The sequence below is a fragment of the Kosakonia sp. genome, from assembly GCF_032052965.1.
GTDB lineage: Bacteria > Pseudomonadota > Gammaproteobacteria > Enterobacterales > Enterobacteriaceae > Kosakonia.
Window position 1 is genome coordinate 43,988 of the sequence record NZ_DAMBVN010000018.1, and the last position, 22,397, is coordinate 66,384.

Consider the following 22,397-nt stretch of genomic DNA (forward strand, 5'->3'; position numbering starts at 1 on the left):
CCTTAGTCATTAGCAGAAGGATGATGTCGTGCTTATCGTTTTAGGTTACCTGATTGTAGTTGGTGCTGTTCTCGGTGGTTACATGATGACCGGCGGGCACCTTGGGGCACTTTATCAGCCGTCTGAACTGATCATTATCGGCGGGGCGGGTGTCGGTGCATTCATTGTAGGCAACAACGGTAAAGCCATCAAAGGTACGATGAAAGCGTTACCTTTGCTCTTTCGCCGTTCGAAGTACACCAAAAGTATGTATATGGATTTGTTGGCGCTGCTCTATCGCCTGATGGCGAAATCACGTCAGCAGGGCATGTTCTCTCTGGAACGTGACATTGAGAACCCGAAAGAGAGCGAGATTTTCGCCAGCTATCCACGCATTCTGGCGGATGCCACCATGCTTGAATTTATTGTGGATTATCTGCGACTTATCATCAGCGGCAATATGAATACCTTCGAAATTGAAGCGTTGATGGATGAAGAGATTGAAACCCACGAAAGTGAAGCTGAAGTTCCGGCTAACGCCCTGGCGGCAGTGGGGGATTCTCTTCCGGCGTTTGGTATCGTGGCAGCGGTGATGGGGGTGGTTCATGCACTGGCGTCTGCGGATCGCCCGGCGGCAGAACTCGGGGCCCTGATCGCGCATGCAATGGTGGGGACGTTCCTCGGCATCCTGTTGGCGTATGGTTTTATCTCTCCACTGGCCAGCGTATTACGCCAGAAGAGTGCTGAAACCGCCAAGATGATGCAGTGCGTCAAGATCACTTTGCTGTCGAACCTTAATGGTTATGCACCGCCTATCGCGGTTGAGTTCGGTCGTAAAACGTTGTACTCGAGTGAGCGTCCATCGTTTGTCGAGCTGGATGAACACGTGCGTGCGGTGAGAAACCCTAACCAACAGACAACGACCGAGGACGCATGAAAAATCAGGCCCATCCCATCGTTGTTGTAAAACGAAAGAAACATAAAGGCCACGGCGGCGGAGCACACGGTTCCTGGAAGATTGCCTATGCCGACTTTATGACGGCGATGATGGCGTTCTTCCTGGTGATGTGGTTGATCTCCATCTCCAGCCCGAAAGAACTCATCCAGATTGCGGAATATTTCCGCACGCCGCTGGCAACGGCAGTCACGGGTGGGCCGAGAATTTCTAACAGCGACAGTCCGATACCGGGCGGTGGCGATGACTACACACAGCAAAAGGGCGAAGTGCAAAAACAGCCCAATATTGATGATTTAAAAAAACGCATGGAGCAATCGCGCCTGAATAAATTGCGCGGTGACCTGGACCAGTTAATTGAAGCCGATCCGAAACTGCGCGCATTGCGCCCGCATTTGAAGATAGACCTGGTGCAGGAAGGGCTGAGAATTCAGATTATCGACAGCCAGAACCGGCCGATGTTTAAGACCGGCAGCGCGGAAGTTGAGCCCTACATGCGTGATATTTTACGGGCGATTGCGCCAGTGCTGAATGGGATCCCTAACCGGATCAGCTTATCGGGCCACACGGATGATTTCCCTTACGCCAATGGCGAAAAAGGATATAGCAACTGGGAACTTTCTGCCGACCGTGCTAATGCGTCGCGCCGTGAGCTGGTTGCGGGTGGCCTGGATAACGGCAAGATCCTGCGGGTCGTGGGCATGGCAGCAACCATGCGCCTGGCCGACAGGGGGCCGGATGAAGCAATCAACCGCCGAATTAGTCTTTTGGTTCTTAATAAGCAGGCAGAAGAGGCCATTCTGCATGAAAACGCCGAAAGTCAGAATGCGCCAGTAAGCGCGATTTCACAGCCAGAGGCCGCAGGCGCTAACGCGCCCGCATCTCCGGTAGCAGTTTCCACATCGCCACAAGCCGAACCGAGGTGATAGCGTGAGCATGGATATTAGCGATTTTTATCAGACATTTTTTGATGAAGCTGACGAGTTGTTGGCCGATATGGAACAACACTTGCTGGATCTGGTGCCCGAAGCGCCAGATTCCGAACAGCTCAACGCCATCTTTCGTGCGGCGCACTCTATTAAAGGTGGTGCAGGCACATTTGGCTTCACCATCTTGCAGGAAACCACGCATTTAATGGAAAACCTTCTTGATGAGGCCCGGCGTGGAGAGATGCAGCTCAACACCGACATTATCAACCTGTTTTTGGAAACCAAAGATATTATGCAGGAACAGCTCGACGCCTATAAAAGCTCTCAAGAGCCAGATGCTGCCAGCTTTGAATATATCTGCAATGCTCTGCGCCAGCTGGCGTTGGAAGCAAAAGGAGAGGTTGTTCCCGCGGCCGCAGGCGGCGCGAAACTCTCTGTTGTAGAGACCGCTGCGCTGGAATCTGAAACCGCTGCCGCACCGGCCGCTGAAAGCGACGGTAAACTGCGTATTGTCCTCTCTCGCCTGAAGGAGAGCGAAGTCGGGTTGCTGGAAGAGGAGTTAAGCAATCTCGGTACGCTGAGCGATGTCGTAAAAGGGAGCGATACCCTGAGCGTCACGCTCGATGGCGGTGTCGGTGAAGACGATATCATTGCGGTGTTGTGCTTCGTTATCGAAGCTGACCAAATTGCATTCGAAAAAACGGCTGCTGCGCCCGCCGCCGCACCTGCTGATGAAGCGGAAGCCGTCGCTGCTGAGGCCGCGCCGCAAGACGCGCAGGCTGCGGTGCCTGCGGCTAAACCGGCTGCTGCTCCGGCACTGAAAGCTGTAGCGAAAGAGGCTCCGGCCGGCCGCGAAAAACCCGCGGCGCGCGCCAGTGAATCAACCAGCATCCGTGTTGCGGTAGAAAAAGTCGACCAGTTGATTAACCTGGTCGGTGAACTGGTGATTACCCAGTCGATGCTGGCCCAGCGCTCCAACGAGCTGGATCCGGTCACTCATGGGGATCTGATCACCAGCATGAGCCAGCTGCAACGCAACGCCCGTGACCTGCAGGAATCGGTGATGTCCATTCGTATGATGCCGATGGAATACGTTTTCAGCCGCTTCCCACGCCTGGTTCGCGATCTGGCGAGCAAACTGGATAAGCAAGTAGAGCTAACCCTGCAAGGGAGCTCGACTGAACTGGATAAGAGCCTGATCGAACGCATTATTGACCCGTTAACGCACCTTGTGCGTAACAGCCTCGACCATGGTATTGAGTCGCCGGAAAAACGTGTTGAAGCAGGTAAATCGCCGATCGGCAACCTGATTCTGTCTGCTGAACACCAGGGTGGCAATATCTGCATTGAAGTCACCGATGATGGCGCAGGTCTGAACCGTGACCGTATCCTCGCAAAAGCACTGTCGCAGGGGATGGCGGTACACGAAAACATGACTGATGAAGAAGTCGGGATGCTGATTTTCGCCCCGGGCTTCTCTACCGCTGAGCAGGTAACGGACGTGTCGGGTCGTGGCGTCGGTATGGACGTGGTGAAACGTAACATCCAGGAGATGGGCGGCCACGTTGAAATCAAATCGAAACAGGGTACGGGCACAACCATCCGAATCCTGCTGCCACTGACGCTGGCCATCCTCGATGGTATGTCAGTGAAAGTGAATGACGAAGTCTTCATTCTGCCGCTGAATGCGGTGATGGAATCTCTGCAGCCGCGCGAAGAAGATCTGCATCCGCTGGCGGGTGGCGAGCGTGTACTGGAAGTGCGCGGTGAATACCTGCCGCTGGTGGAACTGTGGAAAGTGTTTGACGTTATGGGTGCCAAAACCGAAGCCACGCAGGGGATTGTTGTTATCCTGCAAAGCGCCGGTCGCCGCTATGCCCTGCTGGTTGACCAACTGATCGGTCAGCACCAGGTCGTAGTGAAAAACCTGGAAAGTAACTATCGCAAAGTGCCGGGTATTTCTGCGGCCACTATCCTCGGTGATGGTAGCGTCGCGCTGATTGTCGACGTATCGGCGCTGCAGGGCTTGAATCGTGAACATCGTATGGCGCACACAGCCGCCTGATTTAGTTAAGAAGGTATAAAACATGACCGGTATGAGTAATGTAGCAAAACTGGCGGGCGAGCCATCAGGTCAGGAATTCCTGGTATTTACGCTGGGCGATGAAGAATACGGTATCGATATTCTCAAAGTTCAGGAAATTCGTGGCTATGATCAGGTGACCCGTATCGCCAATACCCCCGACTTTATCAAAGGTGTCACCAACCTGCGTGGCGTGATTGTGCCGATTGTTGACCTGCGCGTGAAGTTCAGCCAGGGCGACGTTGAGTATGACGATAACACCGTTGTTATCGTGCTGAATCTCGGCCAGCGTGTTGTTGGTATTGTTGTGGATGGCGTGTCTGACGTGCTGTCTCTGGCATCAGACCAGATTCGTCCGGCACCGGAATTCGCCGTCACCCTGTCGACAGAATACCTCACTGGCCTCGGCGCACTGGGCGACCGTATGCTGATTCTGGTGAATATCGAAAAACTGCTGAACAGCGATGAAATGGCGCTGCTCGACATCGCGACTTCTCACGTAGCGTAATTCGAAATAATCAGGCGGGTGAACACAGTTTCACCCGCTTTTCTTTGGCTGCTCTGCAAAAAATATCCTGCATCCTCCTCTGCTTACCGCTGAATACACGGTGGAAAATTCATTTACCATCCGTAATATTTTGAGACATTTATCACATATTAATCCATATATCCTTTGCACAAACCCATTTCGATGCTGTTTTTCTGTTCTAATTTATTGATTTAACAGCATTAAAAAGCAAAGCCGCGCGTTGCAATAGCCTCAGCAACATAAGTGGTTGAACCGCTACGCATAAACTAAATTTCTGATATTCCTGCTCTGAACTTTGATTTCTTGCGTGTTTTTCGGGTGGTACTTTCACTTCAAGATGAACAGCACGCTTCATTACCGGAGGCGACGATGAACAGAAAACTTCTTCTTGTCCTTGCAAGTGGAGTGCTAGTGATGGCCGGGCAACAAGCTCGGGCGGTGACCAGCAGTGGTACCATCGGTGCGACATTGACATTGACGAACGGCTGCCTGATCAACGGGTCTCCCAGTCAGAATGGTATTAATTTTGGTACCCTCGACTTTGGTACCCATCCCGCGACCTTCTCGCAACTCACCACCCAGTTAACCGGGGCCAGTGGCGGTAACAGCTTCGGCATCCAGTGCACCACCACAGATTACACCGTGCAGATCACCGGCAATACCAACTCAACCGCGCCGGGTACCGTCGTCGGTACGCCAGGTACGCCCGCGCGCTACCTGGTCAACGCGGCTAACACCACCCAGGGTGTGGCGTACAGCCTCTACAGCGACAGCGGCTTCAGCAACGTTATTGCCAACAACACCACGATCCCCCGCGCATCGACAACGGGCGGAGTAGATAACTACACCCTCTTTGGCCGGATAACTGGCGGGGGTAACAGTGTGAGTGTGGTACCGGGCACCTACACCGATACGATTAACGTGAGCGTAACGTACTAATTCTCCTCACATGACGTCTGTTGACGCTGACGCTTCCCTTCGCGGAAGCGGGGGATGCCTGCGCGCGATTTCAGGGCTGATACTGTTAGGGATGCTGGCGCAACAGCAGGCGCTTGCGGTGACCTCGCAGACCTTCACCGTGGGCGCAACGATAGCGCCGGGCTGCGCGGTGGTCAGTGGCAGCGGCGGTGTACTGGGCTCGCTCAATTTTGGTACCCGCAGCGGCGTACAAACCGGCCAGGTGACTACCAGTTTTGTACCTAATGCCTCGCTGTCGCTGGGATGTACCCCTGGCGTCACGCTCAGCATGAGTATCAATGGGGGGGCGAACTATTCAACGGTAAGGAATATGCAACGTACGGGCGGCACCGAACGCGTGCCTTACCGGCTTTACCGCAGCAGTACCCTGGCGGCTAACACAGAAATTGGCGTTAACCAGGCCGTCTCTGTCGCCTATACCGACAGCAACAATATCGCATTAGCCATCTTCGGCGCCGCGACACTGACCGGCTTCAGCCCGGCGGGAACCTATACCGATCAACTCACTGTGACCTTGTCATGGTAATAAGGGAGAAGTGCATGAAAGCCATCTTGTCTAACCGGACGGTGGGATCATTGCTGGCAGCCGCGCTGTTGCTAACGCTGGTCGTACCCAGGGCACAGGCGGCAGCGACCATTTTGCTTTGGCCGATTGATCCGTGGATGGCAAGCAACACCAACGCCAGCGAGTTATGGATCCAGAACCAGGGGGAAACGCCCACTACCATGCAGGTGCGGATTGTACGTTGGCGCCAGGATGGTGGGCTTGAACGTTACCAGCAGCAAAGTGATGTGGTTGCCAGTCCACCCATCGTGCGGATTGAAAAGGGCAGTAAGCAGCTGATTCGGTTAATTAAGCAGGGGAAAATTCCGGCGGGCGTTGAACAGGCATACCGCATTATCGTGGATGAAATACCGCAACCCGACGATCCCGCCACGCCGAAAATTGGCCTGAAGCTGCAAATGCGTTACTCCATACCATTGTTTGTTTATGGCCAGGGGATGATCACCTATGCCCAGGGTGCACACCATGCCCTCGTGGACACGCAGAACTTAAGCTGGCGTGTGGTGCGCGCCGACGGTAAGCCCGCGCTGGAGGTTCGCAATACCGGGAATGTGCACGTTCGTTTAAGTAAAGTGACAGCGCGTCAGGGCGGGCAGACGCATCAGGTTGCCGATGGGTTATTAGGGTATGTGTTACCACACAGCACAAGAAGCTGGCCATTACCCGCCGGGGTGACACGTCCAGCAGAGATGAAGGCGACGATCAATGCCAGGGATAGCGAATGGCAGTCGTCCGCAGGCAACTGATTCTGGCTGTCACATTGATGCTGCCATTGCAGTGGGCATGCGCGGAAGAGGGCGATGATGCCTTACCGCCGCCGCCAGATGCACGTGCAATCAATGAACAGGCTGTGTTTCATCTCAGTTTGGTTATCAACCATTACGATACGCAGCAGGTGGTGCCGGTGATCCAGCGGCAACACCAGTTTTATGTATCCAGTGCGGATTTGCTGCGGGCAGGGCTGGCCGCGGAACATGTTCCACAAGGTGACGTGAATGTGTCGGCCTGGCCGGAAGTGCGAACGGAGTATGATAGTGAGCGGCAACGATTAATGTTGTCGGTCCCGTCGGCATGGGTGCCTGAGCGTTTGACCGCCTTTAATACCGGGGTCGGGCGTAGCTCGTTGCATTACGGCCAGGGCGCGTTAATCAACTACGACATCTACTCCAGCACCACAGAACATATTGGAACACAGGCGGCGTTATGGCATGAGTTTCGGTATTTCAAGGATAACGGGGTACTCTCTTCCACCGGATCCTGGCGAAAGACGCTTTCCGGCGATCTGCGACAAAAAGAGGGTTACATCCGTTATGACTCTACAGTGACCTTTACTAATGAAGATGACGCGACTGAGTGGAATCTCGGGGATGTGATATCTGATGCATTGAGCTGGAGCAGTAGTGTGCGTGTTGGCGGCATCAGTTTTGGCCGCGATTTTTCACTGCGCCCGGATCTGGTGACCTGGCCGCTTCCCGCTTTCTCTGGTGAAGCGGCAGTACCGACCTCCGTGGATGTTTTTATCAACGGTTATCGCGCCGGGAATACGCAACTTCAGCCGGGGCCATTCACCCTGACCAATATGCCCTATATCAACGGGGCGGGCGATGCCGTGCTGGTCACCACCGACGCACTGGGCCGCCAGGTCAGCACCACATTGCCATTTTATGTGGCCAGCGACTTGTTGAAAGCGGGCCTGAGTGATGGTGCTGTGACGGTTGGCTCGCTGCGGCGCAATTATGGCATTGATAATTTTGACTATGGGCCGCTGGTGGCAAGCGGCTCGTACCGCTATGGCTTAACGGACTACCTGACGCTTGAAGGCCATGCCGAGGCGGCCGAGTCGCTCGCGCTTGGCGGCGCTGGAGCGGTCGTCAAACTGGGCCGGCTCGGGGTTGTTAACGGTGCGTGGACACAGAGCCAGATGTTTAGCGATCGCGGTAATCAACGTAACTGGGGCTATCAATACAACGCCAGTCTGTTTAGCGTCAGCACCCAGCACAGCCGTCGCACCCGAGAATTCGGCAATCTGGCACTTTACGATCAACGTGCCAGTTATAACCGAGAGCGTGACATGCGCACCGGCTCCAGCCAGCACATCTTCGCCAGCTTAAGTCGCAACACTGATCAGTATTCGCTGACATTTAATATGGGGGATTACGGTAACGTCGGCGCGGCGTGGATTGGCGTACGCAGTTTCGACAACAGCCGAACTGAACTGTTGAACTTGTCGTGGAGTCGCAACCTGTGGGGAAGCAGCAGTCTCTATCTGGCCGCCAGCCGTGATAACCAACAGGGCGACTGGACTTTCGCCATGTCGCTGCAGATCCCGATCGGTGACAGCGACAACGCAGCCGTCAGTATGGAGAAAACGCCTGATGCTGGCTCGACTCAACGAATTAACTACAACCATGCCATGCCCACGGATGGCGGTTTCAGCGGGAACATGGCGCTGGCCAATCAGTCCCAGTCACGTACGTATCAACAAGGCACGCTGGGGTGGCGCAATAATAATGTTGAACTTCAGGGCGGCGGTTATGGCGAAAATAATATGATGACCTGGTGGGGCGAAGCGCTCGGCGCGGTGGTGCTGATGGACGGCGAGTGGTTTGCCGCCAACCGAATCAATGACGCCTTTGCAGTGGTGAGTACCAGCGGTCGTGCCGGGGTACCAGTGAATTATGAGAATCAACCCGTGGGTGAAACAGACCGTAATGGTTATCTGCTGGTGAGCGGCGTCTCGGCTTATTATCCGGCCAGCTACAGTATCGATACGCTTAACCTTCCGGCAGATACGCGGATCATGGATACCGAACGCAGAGTCGCGTTGCGCCGTCACAGTGGCTATCTGGTTGAATTTCCGATGCAAGAGTCGCGTGTTGCCAGCGTCATTTTGCATGATGAGGCGGGGGAAGCGCTCCCTGTCGCCAGCCTGGTGTCGCGCCCCGGCAACGTGGATGCCCTTGTCGGTTACGACGGCATTGCCTGGCTGGAAAATCTCGATGCGGTGAATGTGCTGCATGTGCGTATGCCGGATGGTTCCCGCTGTGATACCCGTTTTAGCCTGATGGCCAACCCCGAACATAAACTGCAGACATACGGGCCGTTAACCTGTAAGAGGAGCCCCTAATGCGCCGACTGTTGTTGCTTGTGCTGTTATTCAGTTCAACGCAGGTCTGGTCGGCCTGCACCGTTAGCACCACGAATGGCGCTTTCGGTACTGTCACGTCATTTGTACTGAACAGTACTGCACAAACCACAACCGCGAACCTGATCGTCAAATGCGATGCGGCGCTGAACGTGCTAACCAATGATTCCGTCACCCTGACGCTGACGGGGGCATCGGCCACCGCCGCCAACCGCGGAACCCTGAAACGTACCGATGATACGACGGTAACCGATATCATACCGGTACGGGTTTGCGGACAGTCCGGATGCCCCGCGAACAGCGAAGCGACCATTACCGGCAACAGTTATACCTGGAGCGGATCCGTTCTGCTGGCGCTGCTGGGAAGTAAAACCTATACCCTGCCGCTCTATTTTCAAACCGTGGCAGGGCAAAATGTCAGCGCCGGACCCTATCAAGTGACCCTGAATTTCAACGTCGCCTATAACGTTTGCGCGGCGGGTGCGGGGGGCTTATGCGGTTCGCCTCAAACCGGTACGGTAGCCACCAGCCTGCAACTGAACATGACGATTACAAATGACTGTTCGACGATCAGCGCGCCAAACGTCAATTTTGGCAGTGCGCCGCTGGTGCGTAACTTTCCAACCGTCTCGCAATCTATTGCCATTACCTGCACGAAAGGCAGTACTTATACCGTCGGCATTAATAATGGCGCGTATGCCAGCGGCAGCGTGCGCAATATGGCCAGCGGCAGTAACCGACTGAGCTACGACATCTATAAAGGTGCCACCACTTCGCGCTGGGGCAGCGTGGGAGCGGAGCGCTGGTCAAGCGGCGTGTCAACGCAGATCAGCACCGATGGGCTGTTACGAACCTATAACTACACCGCAAAAGTGTTAACGACGCAGACCACGCCGCCGGGGGGAACCTACAGCGATACGTTGACCGTGGATATCGCTTTTTAAGCAGTAATTTAATTCCCTTTCGCAAATGTAAAGTTCCCTCATCGGATGCCGATAACACCGTTAAGAACTTATCAAGAAGGTGTTGTATGTTGAACCGTATCCGCGTCGTTACAATGCTTATGAGCGTGTTGCTGGTGTTTGCCCTGCTGCAACTCGTTTCTGGCGGGCTTTTTTTCTCCTCGCTTAAGCAAAATCAGCAGAGCTTTGCCGTCTCCAATGATCTGCGCATGCAACAAACCGAACTGGGCAAAGCCTGGGAACTGATGCTGCAAACCCGCATTAACCTCAGTCGCTCTTCCGCGCGTATGTTGTTGGATCCCAGCAACCAGCAGAGCAGTGCGAAAATCGATCTGCTCAACAGCGCGAAAAATTCTCTGACAGAGGCGGCGAAGCATTATGACGCTTTCCGTGCATTGCCCTCGTTGCCAGAGATGGACGCTGCCCGCCAGACGCTGGACGATAAGTACCGTACCTATAACGCCGCCCTCACTGAACTGGTCCAGTTCCTTGAAAGCGGCAATATGAACGCATTTATGGCGCAACCGACCCAGGGGATGCAAAACGCCCTCGGTGAGGCGATGGCGAAATATGCAAGCTTAAGTGAAAACTTGTATCGCAACGCCTGGGAACAAAGCGTGAGCGACTACAACTTTGCCAAATGGCAGATGGCAATCCTGGCGCTGGCGCTGGTGATTGTTCTCACCGCCGTTTGGTATGGCATTCGCCGCATTCTATTGTCTCCATTGTCGTCAGTTATTCGTCATATTCGCGAGATTGCCGGCGGTAATCTGGCGCATACTCTGACCATTGCCGGACGCAGCGAGATCACCGAACTGGCGCAAAGCGTTGATCATATGCAAAACGCATTGATCGAAACAGTCACCAATGTGCGTCAGGGTTCTGATGCAATTTACGCCGGCACCAGTGAAATCGCTGCGGGAAATAACGATCTCTCTTCGCGCACTGAAGAGCAGGCTTCCGCGCTGGAGCAGACCGCAGCCAGTATGGAAGAGTTAACGGCCACGGTGAAACAGAACGCCGAAAACGCCCGTCAGGCGTCGCTGCTGGCGCAGAGTGCCTCGGAAACCGCAGAACGCGGTGGCAAAGTGGTGGACGGTGTAGTGAAAACGATGCATGAAATCGCTACAAGTTCACAGAAAATCGCCGACATTATTAGCGTTATCGACGGCATAGCCTTCCAGACCAATATTCTGGCATTAAACGCCGCAGTTGAAGCTGCACGTGCTGGTGAGCAAGGGCGTGGGTTCGCCGTGGTAGCCGGTGAAGTGCGTAATCTGGCCAGCAGAAGTGCGCAGGCGGCCAAAGAAATTAAAGCTTTAATTGAAGATTCTGTCTCCCGTGTCGATACCGGATCAGTACTGGTCGGTAGCGCAGGCGAAACCATGCTGGACATTGTTAACGCTGTAACGCGGGTAAACGACATTATGGGCGAGATCGCATCGGCCTCGGATGAGCAGAGCCGCGGAATCGATCAGGTTGCGCTGGCGGTATCCGAAATGGATCGCGTTACGCAGCAGAACGCCTCACTGGTGCAACAATCGGCCGCCGCAGCGGCCGCCCTGGAAGAACAAGCCAGCCTGCTGACGATGGCGGTATCCACTTTCCGCCTCTCAGCGGCAGCCGGCACACCGGTACGACCAGCGTCTGCCCCTGTGGCGACGGCCCCGGCGCGAAGCCGCCCGCAGTCCGGCGGTCAGGAAGCGAACTGGGAAACATTTTAGCAGTGCCTGGGCGGTAACGTTGCCGCCCTAAAAGAGCAGGGATGTTGAACAGGTTGCCCAATAAAAAAGTGAATGTGTTTTGGCATGTTGTAGGTTGGCAGTAAAAAGTTGTCTTTCTCAGCAATTAAGGAAAGCACGTCACATCTACAGGACGTAGTAGAAATAACCATCAGCGCAGTGCGCAGGCGGTAGAAGAGAGTAAAGCCTGGTTTAACGACGGTTTCATGGCTGCTGTACAAAGCCCGAAGCCGCTGTGTGGACGAAGAATGATGTCGTCTGCGCCGTCACCCTGGACCACGACATATGGGCGAAACTGCCGCCGCGACAGTGCAATAACGTCGCAAAACGGGGCAGAACACGCATGCCATAAGCCTGATGGAACGGGTGATGCAACGGGGTGCTGCGCGTGTAGAAAAGAGATCTGCCGCCGGCCCGTGACGAAACCCGGCGGATAAACTGACCGCGTTGGTGGCAGTGTTTAAGAATGAAGAGCGGGTCGGCAGACCTGAAGTGGCACGGCAAAGCGCGTGCCTGTTACATCCTGAACCTAGTTGAGAAGGCGCTATGACATCATCACTGCCCAGTGGGCAAACGTCATCAATATTACAGCAGATGACTCAGCGCCTCGCGCTGTCCGACGCGCATTTCCGTCGGATCTGTCAACTGATATACCAGCGAGCGGGGATAGTCCTCGCCGATCATAAACGTGACATGGTCTACAACCGGCTGGTCCGCCGTTTGCGCACGCTGGGGCTGGATGATTTCGGTCGTTATCTGAGCATGCTGGAAGCGAATCAGAATAGCGCCGAGTGGCAAGCGTTTATTAACTCGCTGACCACCAACCTCACTGCATTTTTCCGGGAAGGGCATCACTTTCCGGTACTGGCTGAACATGCGCGTAAGCGCACAGGAGAGTATCGCGTCTGGAGTGCCGCCGCTTCGACGGGTGAAGAACCCTATTCGCTGGCTATTACGCTTGCTGACGCGCTCGGAATGGCGCCAGGTCGCTGGAAGGTGTTCGCCAGCGATATCGATACTGAGGTGCTGGAAAAAGCCCGTGCCGGTATCTATCGCCAGGATGAGCTGAAAACCCTTTCGCCGCAGCAGATGCAGCGCTATTTCATGCGCGGCACCGGGCCTCACGCCGGACTGGTGCGGGTACGTCAGGAACTGGCGAACTACGTTGATTTCACGACCGTGAACTTGCTGGATAAGCAATACAACGTACCGGGGCCGTTTGACGCTATTTTCTGCCGTAACGTAATGATTTATTTTGATAAAACGACGCAACAGGACATTCTGCATCGTTTTGCTCCGCTGCTTAAGCCGGACGGATTATTGTTTGCCGGGCATTCGGAGAATTTCAGCAACCTCGTGCGCGAGTTTAGCCTCCGTGGGCAGACCGTTTATGCGCTGAGTAAGGATAAAGCATGAGTAAAATCAGGGTATTGTCCGTCGATGATTCCGCATTGATGCGTCAGATCATGACAGAAATAATCAATAGCCACAGTGATATGGAAATGGTCGCGACGGCGCCGGATCCGTTGGTCGCCCGGGATTTAATTAAAAAATTCAACCCGGACGTGTTAACGCTGGACGTCGAAATGCCGCGCATGGACGGACTGGACTTCCTGGAAAAATTAATGCGCTTACGCCCGATGCCGGTCGTGATGGTTTCTTCACTGACTGGAAAAGGGTCGGAAGTGACGCTGCGTGCGCTGGAGCTGGGGGCGATTGATTTCGTCACTAAGCCGCAGATCGGTATTCGCGAAGGTATGCTGGCCTACAGCGAGATGATCGCTGAGAAAGTGCGTACCGCATCGCGTGCGCGTCTGGCTGCGCACAAACCGATGGCCGCACCGGTGACATTAAAAGCCGGCCCATTGCTGAGCTCGGAAAAATTGCTGGTAATTGGCGCGTCAACCGGAGGAACAGAGGCAATTCGTCATGTACTCCAGCCATTGCCGCTCTCAAGTCCGGGTATTCTTATCACTCAGCACATGCCGCCGGGATTCACTCGCTCTTTTGCAGAACGTCTGAACAAGCTGTGTCAGATCAGCGTTAAAGAGGCGGAAGATGGTGAGCGCGTATTGCCTGGCCATGCCTACATTGCCCCCGGCGACCGACATATGGAGCTGGCGCGCAGTGGAGCGAACTATCAAATTAAGATCCATGACGGGCCGCCGGTTAACCGGCATCGTCCTTCCGTGGATGTGCTGTTTCATTCGGTAGCGAAATTCGCCGGGCGCAACGCCGTGGGAGTTATTCTCACGGGGATGGGCAACGACGGCGCGGCCGGAATGTTAGCGATGCATCAGGCTGGCGCCTGGACCATCGCGCAAAACGAAGCGAGTTGTGTGGTGTTCGGCATGCCGCGCGAAGCTATCAATATGGGTGGCGTTAGCGAAGTGGTCGATCTTAGCCAGGTAAGCCAGCAGATGTTGGCGAAAATCAGTGCCGGACAGGCAATACGTATTTGAACTAGGAGTAAAAATTTATGGCGGACAAAGAGCTCAGATTTCTGGTTGTGGATGACTTTTCCACGATGCGTCGTATCGTACGCAACCTGTTAAAAGAGCTGGGGTTCAACAACGTCGAAGAAGCCGAAGACGGCGTTGACGCGCTGAATAAACTCCAGGCCGGTGGGTTTGGTTTTGTTATCTCTGACTGGAACATGCCTAACATGGACGGTCTGGAGTTGCTGAAAACCATTCGTGCCGACAGCAATATGGCCTCTATGCCGGTGCTGATGGTTACGGCCGAAGCGAAAAAAGAGAACATCATCGCTGCAGCTCAGGCGGGCGCGAGCGGCTACGTGGTGAAACCGTTTACCGCTGCAACCCTGGAAGAGAAACTCGGTAAGATCTTCGAGAAACTTGGCATGTGAGGACTGGATAAATGATTCAACCTTCAATTAAACCAGCGGATGAACATTCACCCTCCGACATTATTGCCCGGATAGGCAGTTTAACGCGCATGTTGCGCGACAGTCTGCGTGAATTAGGCCTTGATCAGGCGATTGCTGAAGCAGCGGAAGCGATTCCCGATGCTCGTGACCGTCTGGATTACGTCGTACAGATGACTGCGCAGGCTGCAGAGCGTGCGTTGAATAGCGTCGAAGCCTCTCAGCCGCATCAGGATGAGATGGAGCGCGGTGCGAAAGCGCTGACTAAACGTTGGGACGAGTGGTTTGAAAACCCAATCGAACTGGCGGACGCGCGTGAACTGGTGACGGATACCCGTAAGTACTTGGGTGAAGTACCGGATCACACCAGCTTCACCAACGCGCAGCTGTTGGACATTATGATGGCGCAGGATTTCCAGGATCTGACCGGTCAGGTTATCAAACGTATGATGGATGTGGTCCAGGAGATCGAACGTCAACTGCTGATGGTTCTGCTGGAAAACATTCCGGATCAAAGTGCGCGTCCGAAACGTGAAAACGACAGCCTGCTCAACGGGCCGCAACTCGATGCGACCAAAGCCGGTGTGGTAGCGAGCCAGGATCAGGTCGACGATCTGCTCGATAGCCTCGGTTTCTGATTTGCACCTAATCCTTCATGTTCTTATGAAGGATTAGGTTTGTAAAACAGCATGTTATAAAAAAGTGGAAAGGACTAAAACTTTCCGCTTTTGCTTTTCCCTTTCTTTTTTTGCATATCTTATCGCCGTCATGGCGTGATGTTTCCCTGCCCAAATGGCGAAAACCCCCCGTTTTTGTGCCTTACTCTGCCCATTAGACGGCGTTGACTCTGGCAATATGTCATCAAACCTGCAACCCCTGGATGTACGCCGTGGCCTCTGAAGACAGCGACGACAAAACAGAAGCCCCCACAGCGCACCGACTAGAAAAGGCGCGCGAAGAAGGGCAGATCCCCCGATCGAAAGAGCTGACATCGATTCTGATCATGCTGGCGGGTATCTGCATCCTGTGGTTTGGCGGCGAGTCGTTTGGCCGTCGGTTGTCGATTGTCCTGTCAACCGGCCTGCGCTTTGACCACGGTATCGTCAACGACGAAAACCTGGTACTGGCGCAAATTATCATCATGCTGAAAAACGCACTTCTCGCGATGTTGCCTCTGCTCACTGGCGTGGTGATTATCGCGTTGATTGCGCCCGTGATGTTGGGCGGCCTGGTGTTCAGCACCAAATCGCTGGCGTTTCAGTTTTCCAAACTGAACCCGTTAAGCGGCATCAAGCGACTGTTTTCCGGGCAGGTGGGCGCGGAGCTGGTAAAAGCGCTGATGAAAGCATTGTTTATGGGGGGCGTTGCCGGTTTGTTCCTGTGGCACCACTGGCCGGACATGATGCGTTTAATGAGTGAGTCGCCTTCTAAAGCCATGGCGAATGCACTCAATCTGGCCGGACTTTGTGCACTGCTGGTGGCTCTGAGCATTATCCCGATGGTGGGGTTTGACGTGTTCTGGCAGATCTACAGCCACCTGAAAAAACTGCGGATGTCACGCCAGGATATCCGTGATGAGTTCAAACAGAGCGAAGGCGACCCGCATGTGAAAGGTCGTATTCGCCAGATGCAGCGCGCGGCGGCGCGCCGTCGCATGATGGCCGATGTGCCGAAGGCTGACGTTATAGTGACTAACCCGACGCATTACTCCGTCGCGCTGCAATATGACGAGAATAAAATGAGTGCGCCGAAAGTGGTGGCGAAAGGGCAGGGCCTGGTCGCACTGCGCATTCGTGAGTTGGGTACAGAAAATCGCGTGCCGATTCTTGAAGCCCCGCCGCTGGCGCGTGCGCTCTATCGTCATGCTGAGATTGGTCAGCAAATCCCTGGCCAGCTGTACGCGGCGGTAGCCGAAGTACTGGCGTGGGTATGGCAGTTGAAACGCTGGCGTTTGTCTGGCGGCCAACGCCCTGTTAAACCTGAAAACCTTCCGGTGCCAGAGGCGCTGGATTTCTTGAACGAGAAGGACACTGATGGCTAATCTGGTAGCAATGCTGCGTCTGCCCAGCAATCTGAAATCGACCCAGTGGCAGGTACTTGCCGGGCCGGTGCTCATCATGCTGATTTTGTCGATGATGGTGCTGCCGCTGCCAGCGTTTGTCCTCGATCTGCTGTTTACCTTTAACATCGCCCTGTCCATCATGGTGCTGTTAGTGGCAATGTTTACCCAGAAGACTCTGGAGTTTGCCGCATTCCCTACCATTCTGCTGTTTACGACCTTGCTGCGCCTGGCACTGAACGTTGCCTCAACGCGTATCATCCTGATGGAAGGGCATACCGGCTCTGCCGCGGCAGGCCGTGTGGTTGAAGCCTTCGGCCACTTCCTTGTGGGCGGTAACTTCGCCATCGGTATTGTGGTGTTCATCATCCTCGTGATCATCAACTTCATGGTAATCACCAAAGGTGCTGGGCGTATTGCTGAAGTCGGCGCGCGTTTCGTACTTGACGGGATGCCAGGCAAACAGATGGCGATCGATGCGGACCTCAACGCCGGGATTATCGGCGAAGATGAAGCGAAACGCCGCCGTTCCGAAGTAACCCAGGAAGCTGATTTCTACGGTTCAATGGACGGTGCGAGTAAGTTCGTTCGCGGTGACGCCGTCGCCGGTATCCTGATCATGGTGATTAACGTCATCGGCGGGCTGCTGGTCGGGGTTCTGCAACACGGTTTATCGATGGGCGATGCGGCGGAAAGCTACACCCTGCTGACCATCGGTGACGGCCTGGTTGCGCAAATTCCGGCGCTGGTTATCTCTACCGCGGCGGGTGTTATCGTTACTCGCGTTGCAACCGATGAAGACGTCGGTCAGCAGATGGTCGGCCAGCTGTTTACCAACCCGCGCGTGATGTTGCTGAGCGCCGGTGTTCTCGGTCTGCTGGGCATGGTGCCGGGCATGCCAAACCTGGTTTTCCTGCTGTTTACGGCGGCGCTGCTGGGACTGGCCTGGTGGTTGCGTGGTAAAGAGCAGCAAGCGCCCGCCGCCGCAGAACCGGTGAAACTGCCGGAAAACACCCAGGCCGTAGAAGCCACCTGGGGCGATGTGCAGCTGGAAGATTCTCTGGGTATGGAAGTCGGCTACCGTCTTATTCCGATGGTGGACTTCCAGCAGGATGGTGAATTGCTGGGGCGTATTCGCAGTATTCGTAAGAAATTTGCGCAGGATATGGGCTTCCTGCCGCCGGTGGTGCACATCCGCGACAATATGGACCTGCCGCCGGCACGCTATCGCATTCTGATGAAAGGGGTGGAAATTGGCAGCGGCGATGCGTATCCGGGGCGCTGGCTGGCGATTAACCCAGGCACCGCGGCGGGGACATTGCCGGGTGAACAAACTGTCGATCCGGCCTTTGGCCTGACGGCAATCTGGATCGAGAGCGCACTCAAAGAACAGGCGCAGATTCAGGGCTTTACCGTAGTGGAAGCCAGTACCGTGGTGGCAACCCATCTCAACCACTTGATTGGTCAGTTTTCTTCAGAGCTGTTTGGTCGCCAGGAAGCACAGCAGTTGCTTGATCGCGTCACACAGGAGATGCCTAAACTGACCGAGGATCTCGTACCGGGCGTGGTCACGCTGACCACGCTGCACAAAGTGCTGCAAAATCTGCTGGCCGAGAAAGTGCCAATTCGCGATATGCGCACCATTCTGGAAACGCTGGCGGAACACGCGCCGATGCAAAACGATCCGCATGAGCTCACCTCGGTGGTACGCGTCGCGCTGGGCCGTGCGATTACCCAGCAGTGGTTCCCGGGCACCGATGAAGTGCAGGTGATTGGCCTCGATACCCCGCTGGAACGCTTGCTGCTGCAGGCACTGCAGGGTGGTGGCGGCCTGGAGCCTGGCCTGGCAGACCGTTTGCTTGAGCAGACGCAGGAAGCACTTACCCGCCAGGAGATGCTTGGCGCGCCGCCGGTACTGCTGGTAAACCATGCCCTGCGTCCGTTACTGGCTCGCTTCTTACGCCGTAGCCTGCCGCAGCTGGTCGTACTGTCGAATATGGAAATGTCGGATAACCGTAATATCCGCATGACAGCCACGATTGGAGGCAAATAATGCGTTATCTGGCCTGGCTGTTCGCATTACCATTGTTGGCCCACGCTGCCGGAGAGGGGGCGTGGCAGGCCAGCAGTATCGGCGTCACACTGAACCACCGTGGCGTGGCCGCCTCGTCCGCGCCACTGGCTTCTTCTCAGCCGGTTAACGGCCTGATGACGCTGGTTGCCTGGCGGTATGAGTTGAATGGCCCGACGCCAGCCGGGTTGATTGTCCGTCTCTGTTCACAAACCCGCTGTGTTGCGCTGGACGGCCAGAGCGGCACAACGCTCGGTTTTACCGGTGTTCCGGCCACTGAACCGTTACGCTTTGTCTGGGAAGTGCCTGGCGGTGGTCGGCTGATGCCCGCCTTAAAAGTGCAGAGTAATCAGGTTATTGTGAATTATCGTCAGCCCGCCCAAAACGGTTAACCGTCTCGCTGTCAACCCTCTCAGTAAGCTAGCGTCTTTTTTAAACAAATAATCCCGTCGCCCGGCGGGATTTTGACGTATGGCTCTCATTTCTGACCCGTCCTTTTGATGCAAAAGAAACACTGTTTTATAAATCGGTGAAGCGCGTAACGGCACCCTTTGCATTATTGCCATTTGTCATGTCCTGCTGGCAAAAACAGAAAGGTTTCCACTTGCACATCCTCTTACTTTAGCCATGTAAGATTTTCCTTTGGCGCAGCCGTAATGCCAGAGGTCCCAATAATGAAAAGGGTTGACGGCAATGAAAACACGAAAAATAGGATTGGCTAATTACCTCGCCTACGGTTCAGGTGACTTTCTGGGGGCGGGTACCACCGCGTTGACCGCAGCATGGTTACTTTATTTCTACACGACCTTCTGCGGCCTGACGCCCATTGAGGCAACATTTATCTTTGCCACCGCCAGGGTGTTGGATGCGGTGGTCAGTCCGTTGATGGGCTTTTTAACCGATAACTTTGGCACGACCTGGCTGGGTAAACGCTTTGGTCGTCGCAAGTTCTTTATTCTGCTGGGTATTCCATGCGTGTTCAGCTACTCCATCATGTGGGTAGGGGACATGAGTTTCTGGTACTACCTGCTGACCTACCTGCTGTTTGATGTGGTTTACACCATGATCCTGGTACCGTATGAAACGCTGGTACCGGAGATGACCGATGACTTTAAACAGAAAACCAAATTCTCTGGCGCGCGTATTTCTATGGCGCAGATGTCAGCGATCCTGGCCTCGTTCCTGCCGGGTGTTTTGCTGACCCATTTCGGCAAAGAAAACCCCATCTCCTTCTTCTACGCCAGCCTGGTGTTCTCTGTGCTTTGTGCGTTGATGCTGACCTTCGTCTGGTGTTTCACCTGGGAGCGCCCACGTGAAGAGTGGACGGAAGCGGCACTGCGTGCAGAAGAGGAGAAAAAGAGCCTGACGCTGGGTCAGAGCCTGAGCCGCCTGTTTGTTGAACTCAGCTCAACGTTACGTATTAAGATTTTCCGCCAGCATCTGGGTATGTACCTTGGCGGGTATATCGCGCAGGACGTATTTAATGCCGTATTCACCTATTACGTGGTATTTGTGCTGATGCAGGAAGCGTCTCTCGCTTCTAACCTGCTGGGTACGATGGCGATTTTCCAGTTTATCGCCGTGATTGCCATGATCCCGCTGTGTATCCGTTTTGGACCCGCGCCTTCATACCGCATGGTGGTCGTGCTGTTTGGCCTGAGCGCCGCCTCTTATGGCGTGCTCTACTACGCTGGGCTGAGTGACGTTTACTCGCTGTTGCTGCTGGTTTCTGCCGTTGCGGGCCTGGGGCGTGGTGGCATCAACTATGTACCGTGGAACACATACACCTACATTGCTGATATTGACGAAGTAGTGACAGGCCAGCGTCGCGAAGGGATTTTTGCCGGGATTATGACCCTGACGCGCAAAGCGTCTCAGGCGGGCGCTGTGATGCTGGTGGGGATCGTAATGCAGGCGTCTGGTTTTGTTTCCGGCCAGAAAATACAGGCACCGGAAGTCAGTCATACCATCCTGATGATCATGTGCTTCGGCACTATCCTGGTGCTGTGCTGCGGTTTCCTTGTCTCCCTGCGCTTTAAACTGAACCTGAAAACCCACAGTGTACTGCGTGAAGAGACAGCCAAAATGCGCCAGAGCGGCCGGAGTATGCCGGAAAGCATTACACCAGAGGCCCGTGAAACCGTCGAAATGCTGGCGGGTATGCCCTATGAGTCCCTGTGGGGGAATAACAACATTGGCTACCTGAATCGAAATAAACCTGCCGCGCCGGCGCTCAAAAAAGGCGCGTCGCTGAAATCGACTTACAACTGAGGTTACTAATATGAAGGTTTGGCCTGTCAAACACAGCCCGTTATTACGTCAGCCAGAGCGTTTTATCGCCCGTGATGAACTGAAAGCGTTGATCCGAAAAATCACGCATAACCTGGTCAATATTCACGATAACACCGGCGAGTTTTTACTGCGTCTCGACGATGGGCGGGTGATTGATACCAAAGGCTGGGCTGGCTGGGAATGGACACACGGTGTGGGCCTGTATGGCATGTATCAGTACTACCGCCAGACGGGTGATGAAACCATTCGCGACGTGATCGATAGCTGGTTCGCTGACCGTTTTGCCGAGGGGGCAACCACCAAGAACGTCAACACCATGGCACCGTTCCTGACGCTGGCGTATCGCTACGAGGAAACTGGTAACCCGAGCTACCTGCCCTGGCTGGAAACCTGGGCCGAGTGGGCAATGAATGAGATGCCACGCACGGAACATGGCGGCATGCAGCACATTACCCTGGCGGAGGAAAACCATCAGCAGATGTGGGATGACACACTGATGATGACGGTACTGCCGCTGGCGAAAATCGGTAAGTTACTCCATCGCCCCGACTATGTGGAAGAGGCGGTATATCAGTTCCTTCTGCATGTACAGAACCTGATGGATCGGCAGAGCGGACTTTGGTTCCACGGCTGGAATTACGACGGTAATCATAACTTTGCCAGTGCTCGCTGGGCGCGTGGTAACAGCTGGCTGACCATTGTGATCCCGGACTTCCTGGAGCTGGTGGATCTGCCAGAAAACAACGCCGTGCGCCGCTATCTCGTGCAGGTCCTGAATGCGCAAATCGCCGCGCTGGCGAAATGCCAGCATGAAAGCGGGCTGTGGCATACCTTGCTGGACGATGCCGACTCCTATCTGGAAGCCTCGGCAACAGCCGGGTTTGCCTACGGGATTTTGAAAGCGTTGCGCAAGCGTTATATCAGTGCTGATTACACGGAAGTGGCTGAAAAAGCGGTAAAAGCCATTGTTGGCCATATTTCGCCGGAAGGGGAATTGTTGCAGGTTTCGTTTGGTACCGGTATGGGCAGCGATTTGGAATTCTATCGTCAGATCCCGCTGACCTCGATGCCATACGGGCAGGCGATGGCAATGCTGTGTCTGACGGAATATTTGCGTAAGTATTTCTGACGATGCAAAAAAGAAAAACCCCGGGTAGCCGGGGTTTTTTATGCCTGATGAGGCAAGTGCGTTTTTGCCGGGTCGGTTACTGCCGGCGGCAA

19 protein-coding genes are annotated in these 22,397 nt (G+C 54.7%); all 19 read left to right on the top strand.

Going from position 1 to position 22,397, the window contains the following annotated elements:
* Nucleotides 1–28: 28 nt before the first annotated feature.
* Nucleotides 29–916: a flagellar motor stator protein MotA gene (motA, locus tag RTX30_RS18375; protein ID WP_094420765.1), complete on the top strand. Its 888-nt coding sequence runs from the start codon at nucleotides 29–31 to the stop codon at nucleotides 914–916.
* Nucleotides 913–1,860, top strand: coding sequence for a flagellar motor protein MotB (gene motB, locus RTX30_RS18380; RefSeq protein ID WP_312691603.1), 948 nt, complete (start codon nucleotides 913–915; stop codon nucleotides 1,858–1,860). The genes motA and motB overlap by 4 nt, the downstream gene beginning before the upstream one ends.
* 4 nt (nucleotides 1,861–1,864) lie before the next feature.
* Complete coding sequence (cheA, locus tag RTX30_RS18385; protein WP_312691604.1) at nucleotides 1,865–3,928, top strand: chemotaxis protein CheA; 2,064 nt, start codon at nucleotides 1,865–1,867, stop codon at nucleotides 3,926–3,928.
* 22 nt (nucleotides 3,929–3,950) lie between these two features.
* Nucleotides 3,951–4,454 (top strand): chemotaxis protein CheW, encoded by a 504-nt coding sequence (gene cheW, locus RTX30_RS18390; RefSeq protein ID WP_312691605.1) that lies wholly within the window; start codon nucleotides 3,951–3,953, stop codon nucleotides 4,452–4,454.
* A gap of 390 nt (nucleotides 4,455–4,844) precedes the next feature.
* Nucleotides 4,845–5,414 carry a spore coat U domain-containing protein gene (locus RTX30_RS18395; protein WP_409429830.1) on the top strand — a complete coding sequence of 190 codons (570 nt, stop codon included), beginning with the start codon at nucleotides 4,845–4,847 and terminating at the stop codon, nucleotides 5,412–5,414.
* Between the two features lie 91 nt (nucleotides 5,415–5,505).
* Nucleotides 5,506–5,979 (top strand): spore coat U domain-containing protein, encoded by a 474-nt coding sequence (locus tag RTX30_RS18400; protein WP_312691652.1) that lies wholly within the window; start codon nucleotides 5,506–5,508, stop codon nucleotides 5,977–5,979.
* A gap of 14 nt (nucleotides 5,980–5,993) precedes the next feature.
* Nucleotides 5,994–6,764, top strand: a complete 771-nt coding sequence (locus tag RTX30_RS18405) for a molecular chaperone (protein ID WP_312691606.1) — start codon at nucleotides 5,994–5,996, stop codon at nucleotides 6,762–6,764.
* The gene (locus tag RTX30_RS18410) at nucleotides 6,740–9,145 is read left to right on the top strand and encodes a fimbria/pilus outer membrane usher protein (RefSeq protein WP_312691607.1); all 2,406 of its coding nucleotides are present in this window, start codon (nucleotides 6,740–6,742) and stop codon (nucleotides 9,143–9,145) included. The genes RTX30_RS18405 and RTX30_RS18410 overlap by 25 nt, the downstream gene beginning before the upstream one ends.
* On the top strand, nucleotides 9,145–10,107 hold the full coding sequence (locus tag RTX30_RS18415; protein WP_312691608.1) for a spore coat protein U domain-containing protein: 963 nt from the start codon (nucleotides 9,145–9,147) through the stop codon (nucleotides 10,105–10,107). The genes RTX30_RS18410 and RTX30_RS18415 overlap by 1 nt, the downstream gene beginning before the upstream one ends.
* An 86-nt stretch (nucleotides 10,108–10,193) precedes the next feature.
* On the top strand, nucleotides 10,194–11,849 hold the full coding sequence (gene tar, locus RTX30_RS18420; RefSeq protein WP_312691609.1) for a methyl-accepting chemotaxis protein II: 1,656 nt from the start codon (nucleotides 10,194–10,196) through the stop codon (nucleotides 11,847–11,849).
* A gap of 564 nt (nucleotides 11,850–12,413) precedes the next feature.
* Nucleotides 12,414–13,283 carry a protein-glutamate O-methyltransferase CheR gene (gene cheR / locus RTX30_RS18425; RefSeq protein ID WP_312691610.1) on the top strand — a complete coding sequence of 290 codons (870 nt, stop codon included), beginning with the start codon at nucleotides 12,414–12,416 and terminating at the stop codon, nucleotides 13,281–13,283.
* Complete coding sequence (gene cheB / locus RTX30_RS18430; RefSeq protein ID WP_312691611.1) at nucleotides 13,280–14,329, top strand: protein-glutamate methylesterase/protein glutamine deamidase; 1,050 nt, start codon at nucleotides 13,280–13,282, stop codon at nucleotides 14,327–14,329. Before cheR ends, cheB begins: the two co-directional genes overlap by 4 nt.
* 17 nt (nucleotides 14,330–14,346) lie before the next feature.
* Nucleotides 14,347–14,736 (top strand): chemotaxis response regulator CheY, encoded by a 390-nt coding sequence (gene cheY, locus RTX30_RS18435; RefSeq protein ID WP_023480048.1) that lies wholly within the window; start codon nucleotides 14,347–14,349, stop codon nucleotides 14,734–14,736.
* An 11-nt stretch (nucleotides 14,737–14,747) separates the two neighbouring features.
* The gene (gene cheZ / locus RTX30_RS18440; RefSeq protein WP_312691612.1) at nucleotides 14,748–15,392 is read left to right on the top strand and encodes a protein phosphatase CheZ; all 645 of its coding nucleotides are present in this window, start codon (nucleotides 14,748–14,750) and stop codon (nucleotides 15,390–15,392) included.
* Nucleotides 15,393–15,643: 251 nt separating this feature from the next.
* The gene (gene flhB / locus RTX30_RS18445; protein ID WP_312691613.1) at nucleotides 15,644–16,795 is read left to right on the top strand and encodes a flagellar biosynthesis protein FlhB; all 1,152 of its coding nucleotides are present in this window, start codon (nucleotides 15,644–15,646) and stop codon (nucleotides 16,793–16,795) included.
* Nucleotides 16,788–18,866 carry a flagellar biosynthesis protein FlhA gene (gene flhA, locus RTX30_RS18450; RefSeq protein WP_312691614.1) on the top strand — a complete coding sequence of 693 codons (2,079 nt, stop codon included), beginning with the start codon at nucleotides 16,788–16,790 and terminating at the stop codon, nucleotides 18,864–18,866. Before flhB ends, flhA begins: the two co-directional genes overlap by 8 nt.
* On the top strand, nucleotides 18,866–19,276 hold the full coding sequence (locus RTX30_RS18455; protein WP_312691615.1) for a flagellar protein FlhE: 411 nt from the start codon (nucleotides 18,866–18,868) through the stop codon (nucleotides 19,274–19,276). Before flhA ends, RTX30_RS18455 begins: the two co-directional genes overlap by 1 nt.
* A 301-nt stretch (nucleotides 19,277–19,577) precedes the next feature.
* Nucleotides 19,578–21,155, top strand: coding sequence for an MFS transporter (locus RTX30_RS18460; protein WP_312691616.1), 1,578 nt, complete (start codon nucleotides 19,578–19,580; stop codon nucleotides 21,153–21,155).
* Between the two features lie 10 nt (nucleotides 21,156–21,165).
* The gene (locus RTX30_RS18465) at nucleotides 21,166–22,305 is read left to right on the top strand and encodes a glycoside hydrolase family 105 protein (RefSeq protein ID WP_312691617.1); all 1,140 of its coding nucleotides are present in this window, start codon (nucleotides 21,166–21,168) and stop codon (nucleotides 22,303–22,305) included.
* Nucleotides 22,306–22,397: the final 92 nt, after the last annotated feature.

Bases quoted from the DNA above. Each gene is read 5' to 3' on its own strand.
- cheW (WP_312691605.1), top strand. From the start codon at position 3,951: ATGACCGGTATGAGTAATGTAGCAAAACTGGCGGGCGAGCCATCAGGT.
- cheB (WP_312691611.1), top strand. From the start codon at position 13,280: ATGAGTAAAATCAGGGTATTGTCCGTCGATGATTCCGCATTGATGCGT.
- cheZ (WP_312691612.1), top strand. From the start codon at position 14,748: ATGATTCAACCTTCAATTAAACCAGCGGATGAACATTCACCCTCCGAC.
- RTX30_RS18455 (WP_312691615.1), top strand. From the start codon at position 18,866: ATGCGTTATCTGGCCTGGCTGTTCGCATTACCATTGTTGGCCCACGCT.
- RTX30_RS18410 (WP_312691607.1), top strand. From the start codon at position 6,740: ATGGCAGTCGTCCGCAGGCAACTGATTCTGGCTGTCACATTGATGCTG.
- RTX30_RS18465 (WP_312691617.1), top strand. From the start codon at position 21,166: ATGAAGGTTTGGCCTGTCAAACACAGCCCGTTATTACGTCAGCCAGAG.
- RTX30_RS18405 (WP_312691606.1), top strand. From the start codon at position 5,994: ATGAAAGCCATCTTGTCTAACCGGACGGTGGGATCATTGCTGGCAGCC.
- RTX30_RS18395 (WP_409429830.1), top strand. From the start codon at position 4,845: ATGAACAGAAAACTTCTTCTTGTCCTTGCAAGTGGAGTGCTAGTGATG.
- RTX30_RS18415 (WP_312691608.1), top strand. From the start codon at position 9,145: ATGCGCCGACTGTTGTTGCTTGTGCTGTTATTCAGTTCAACGCAGGTC.
- motB (WP_312691603.1), top strand. From the start codon at position 913: ATGAAAAATCAGGCCCATCCCATCGTTGTTGTAAAACGAAAGAAACAT.
- RTX30_RS18460 (WP_312691616.1), top strand. From the start codon at position 19,578: ATGAAAACACGAAAAATAGGATTGGCTAATTACCTCGCCTACGGTTCA.
- cheR (WP_312691610.1), top strand. From the start codon at position 12,414: ATGACATCATCACTGCCCAGTGGGCAAACGTCATCAATATTACAGCAG.
- flhA (WP_312691614.1), top strand. From the start codon at position 16,788: ATGGCTAATCTGGTAGCAATGCTGCGTCTGCCCAGCAATCTGAAATCG.
- tar (WP_312691609.1), top strand. From the start codon at position 10,194: ATGTTGAACCGTATCCGCGTCGTTACAATGCTTATGAGCGTGTTGCTG.
- cheY (WP_023480048.1), top strand. From the start codon at position 14,347: ATGGCGGACAAAGAGCTCAGATTTCTGGTTGTGGATGACTTTTCCACG.
- RTX30_RS18400 (WP_312691652.1), top strand. From the start codon at position 5,506: ATGCTGGCGCAACAGCAGGCGCTTGCGGTGACCTCGCAGACCTTCACC.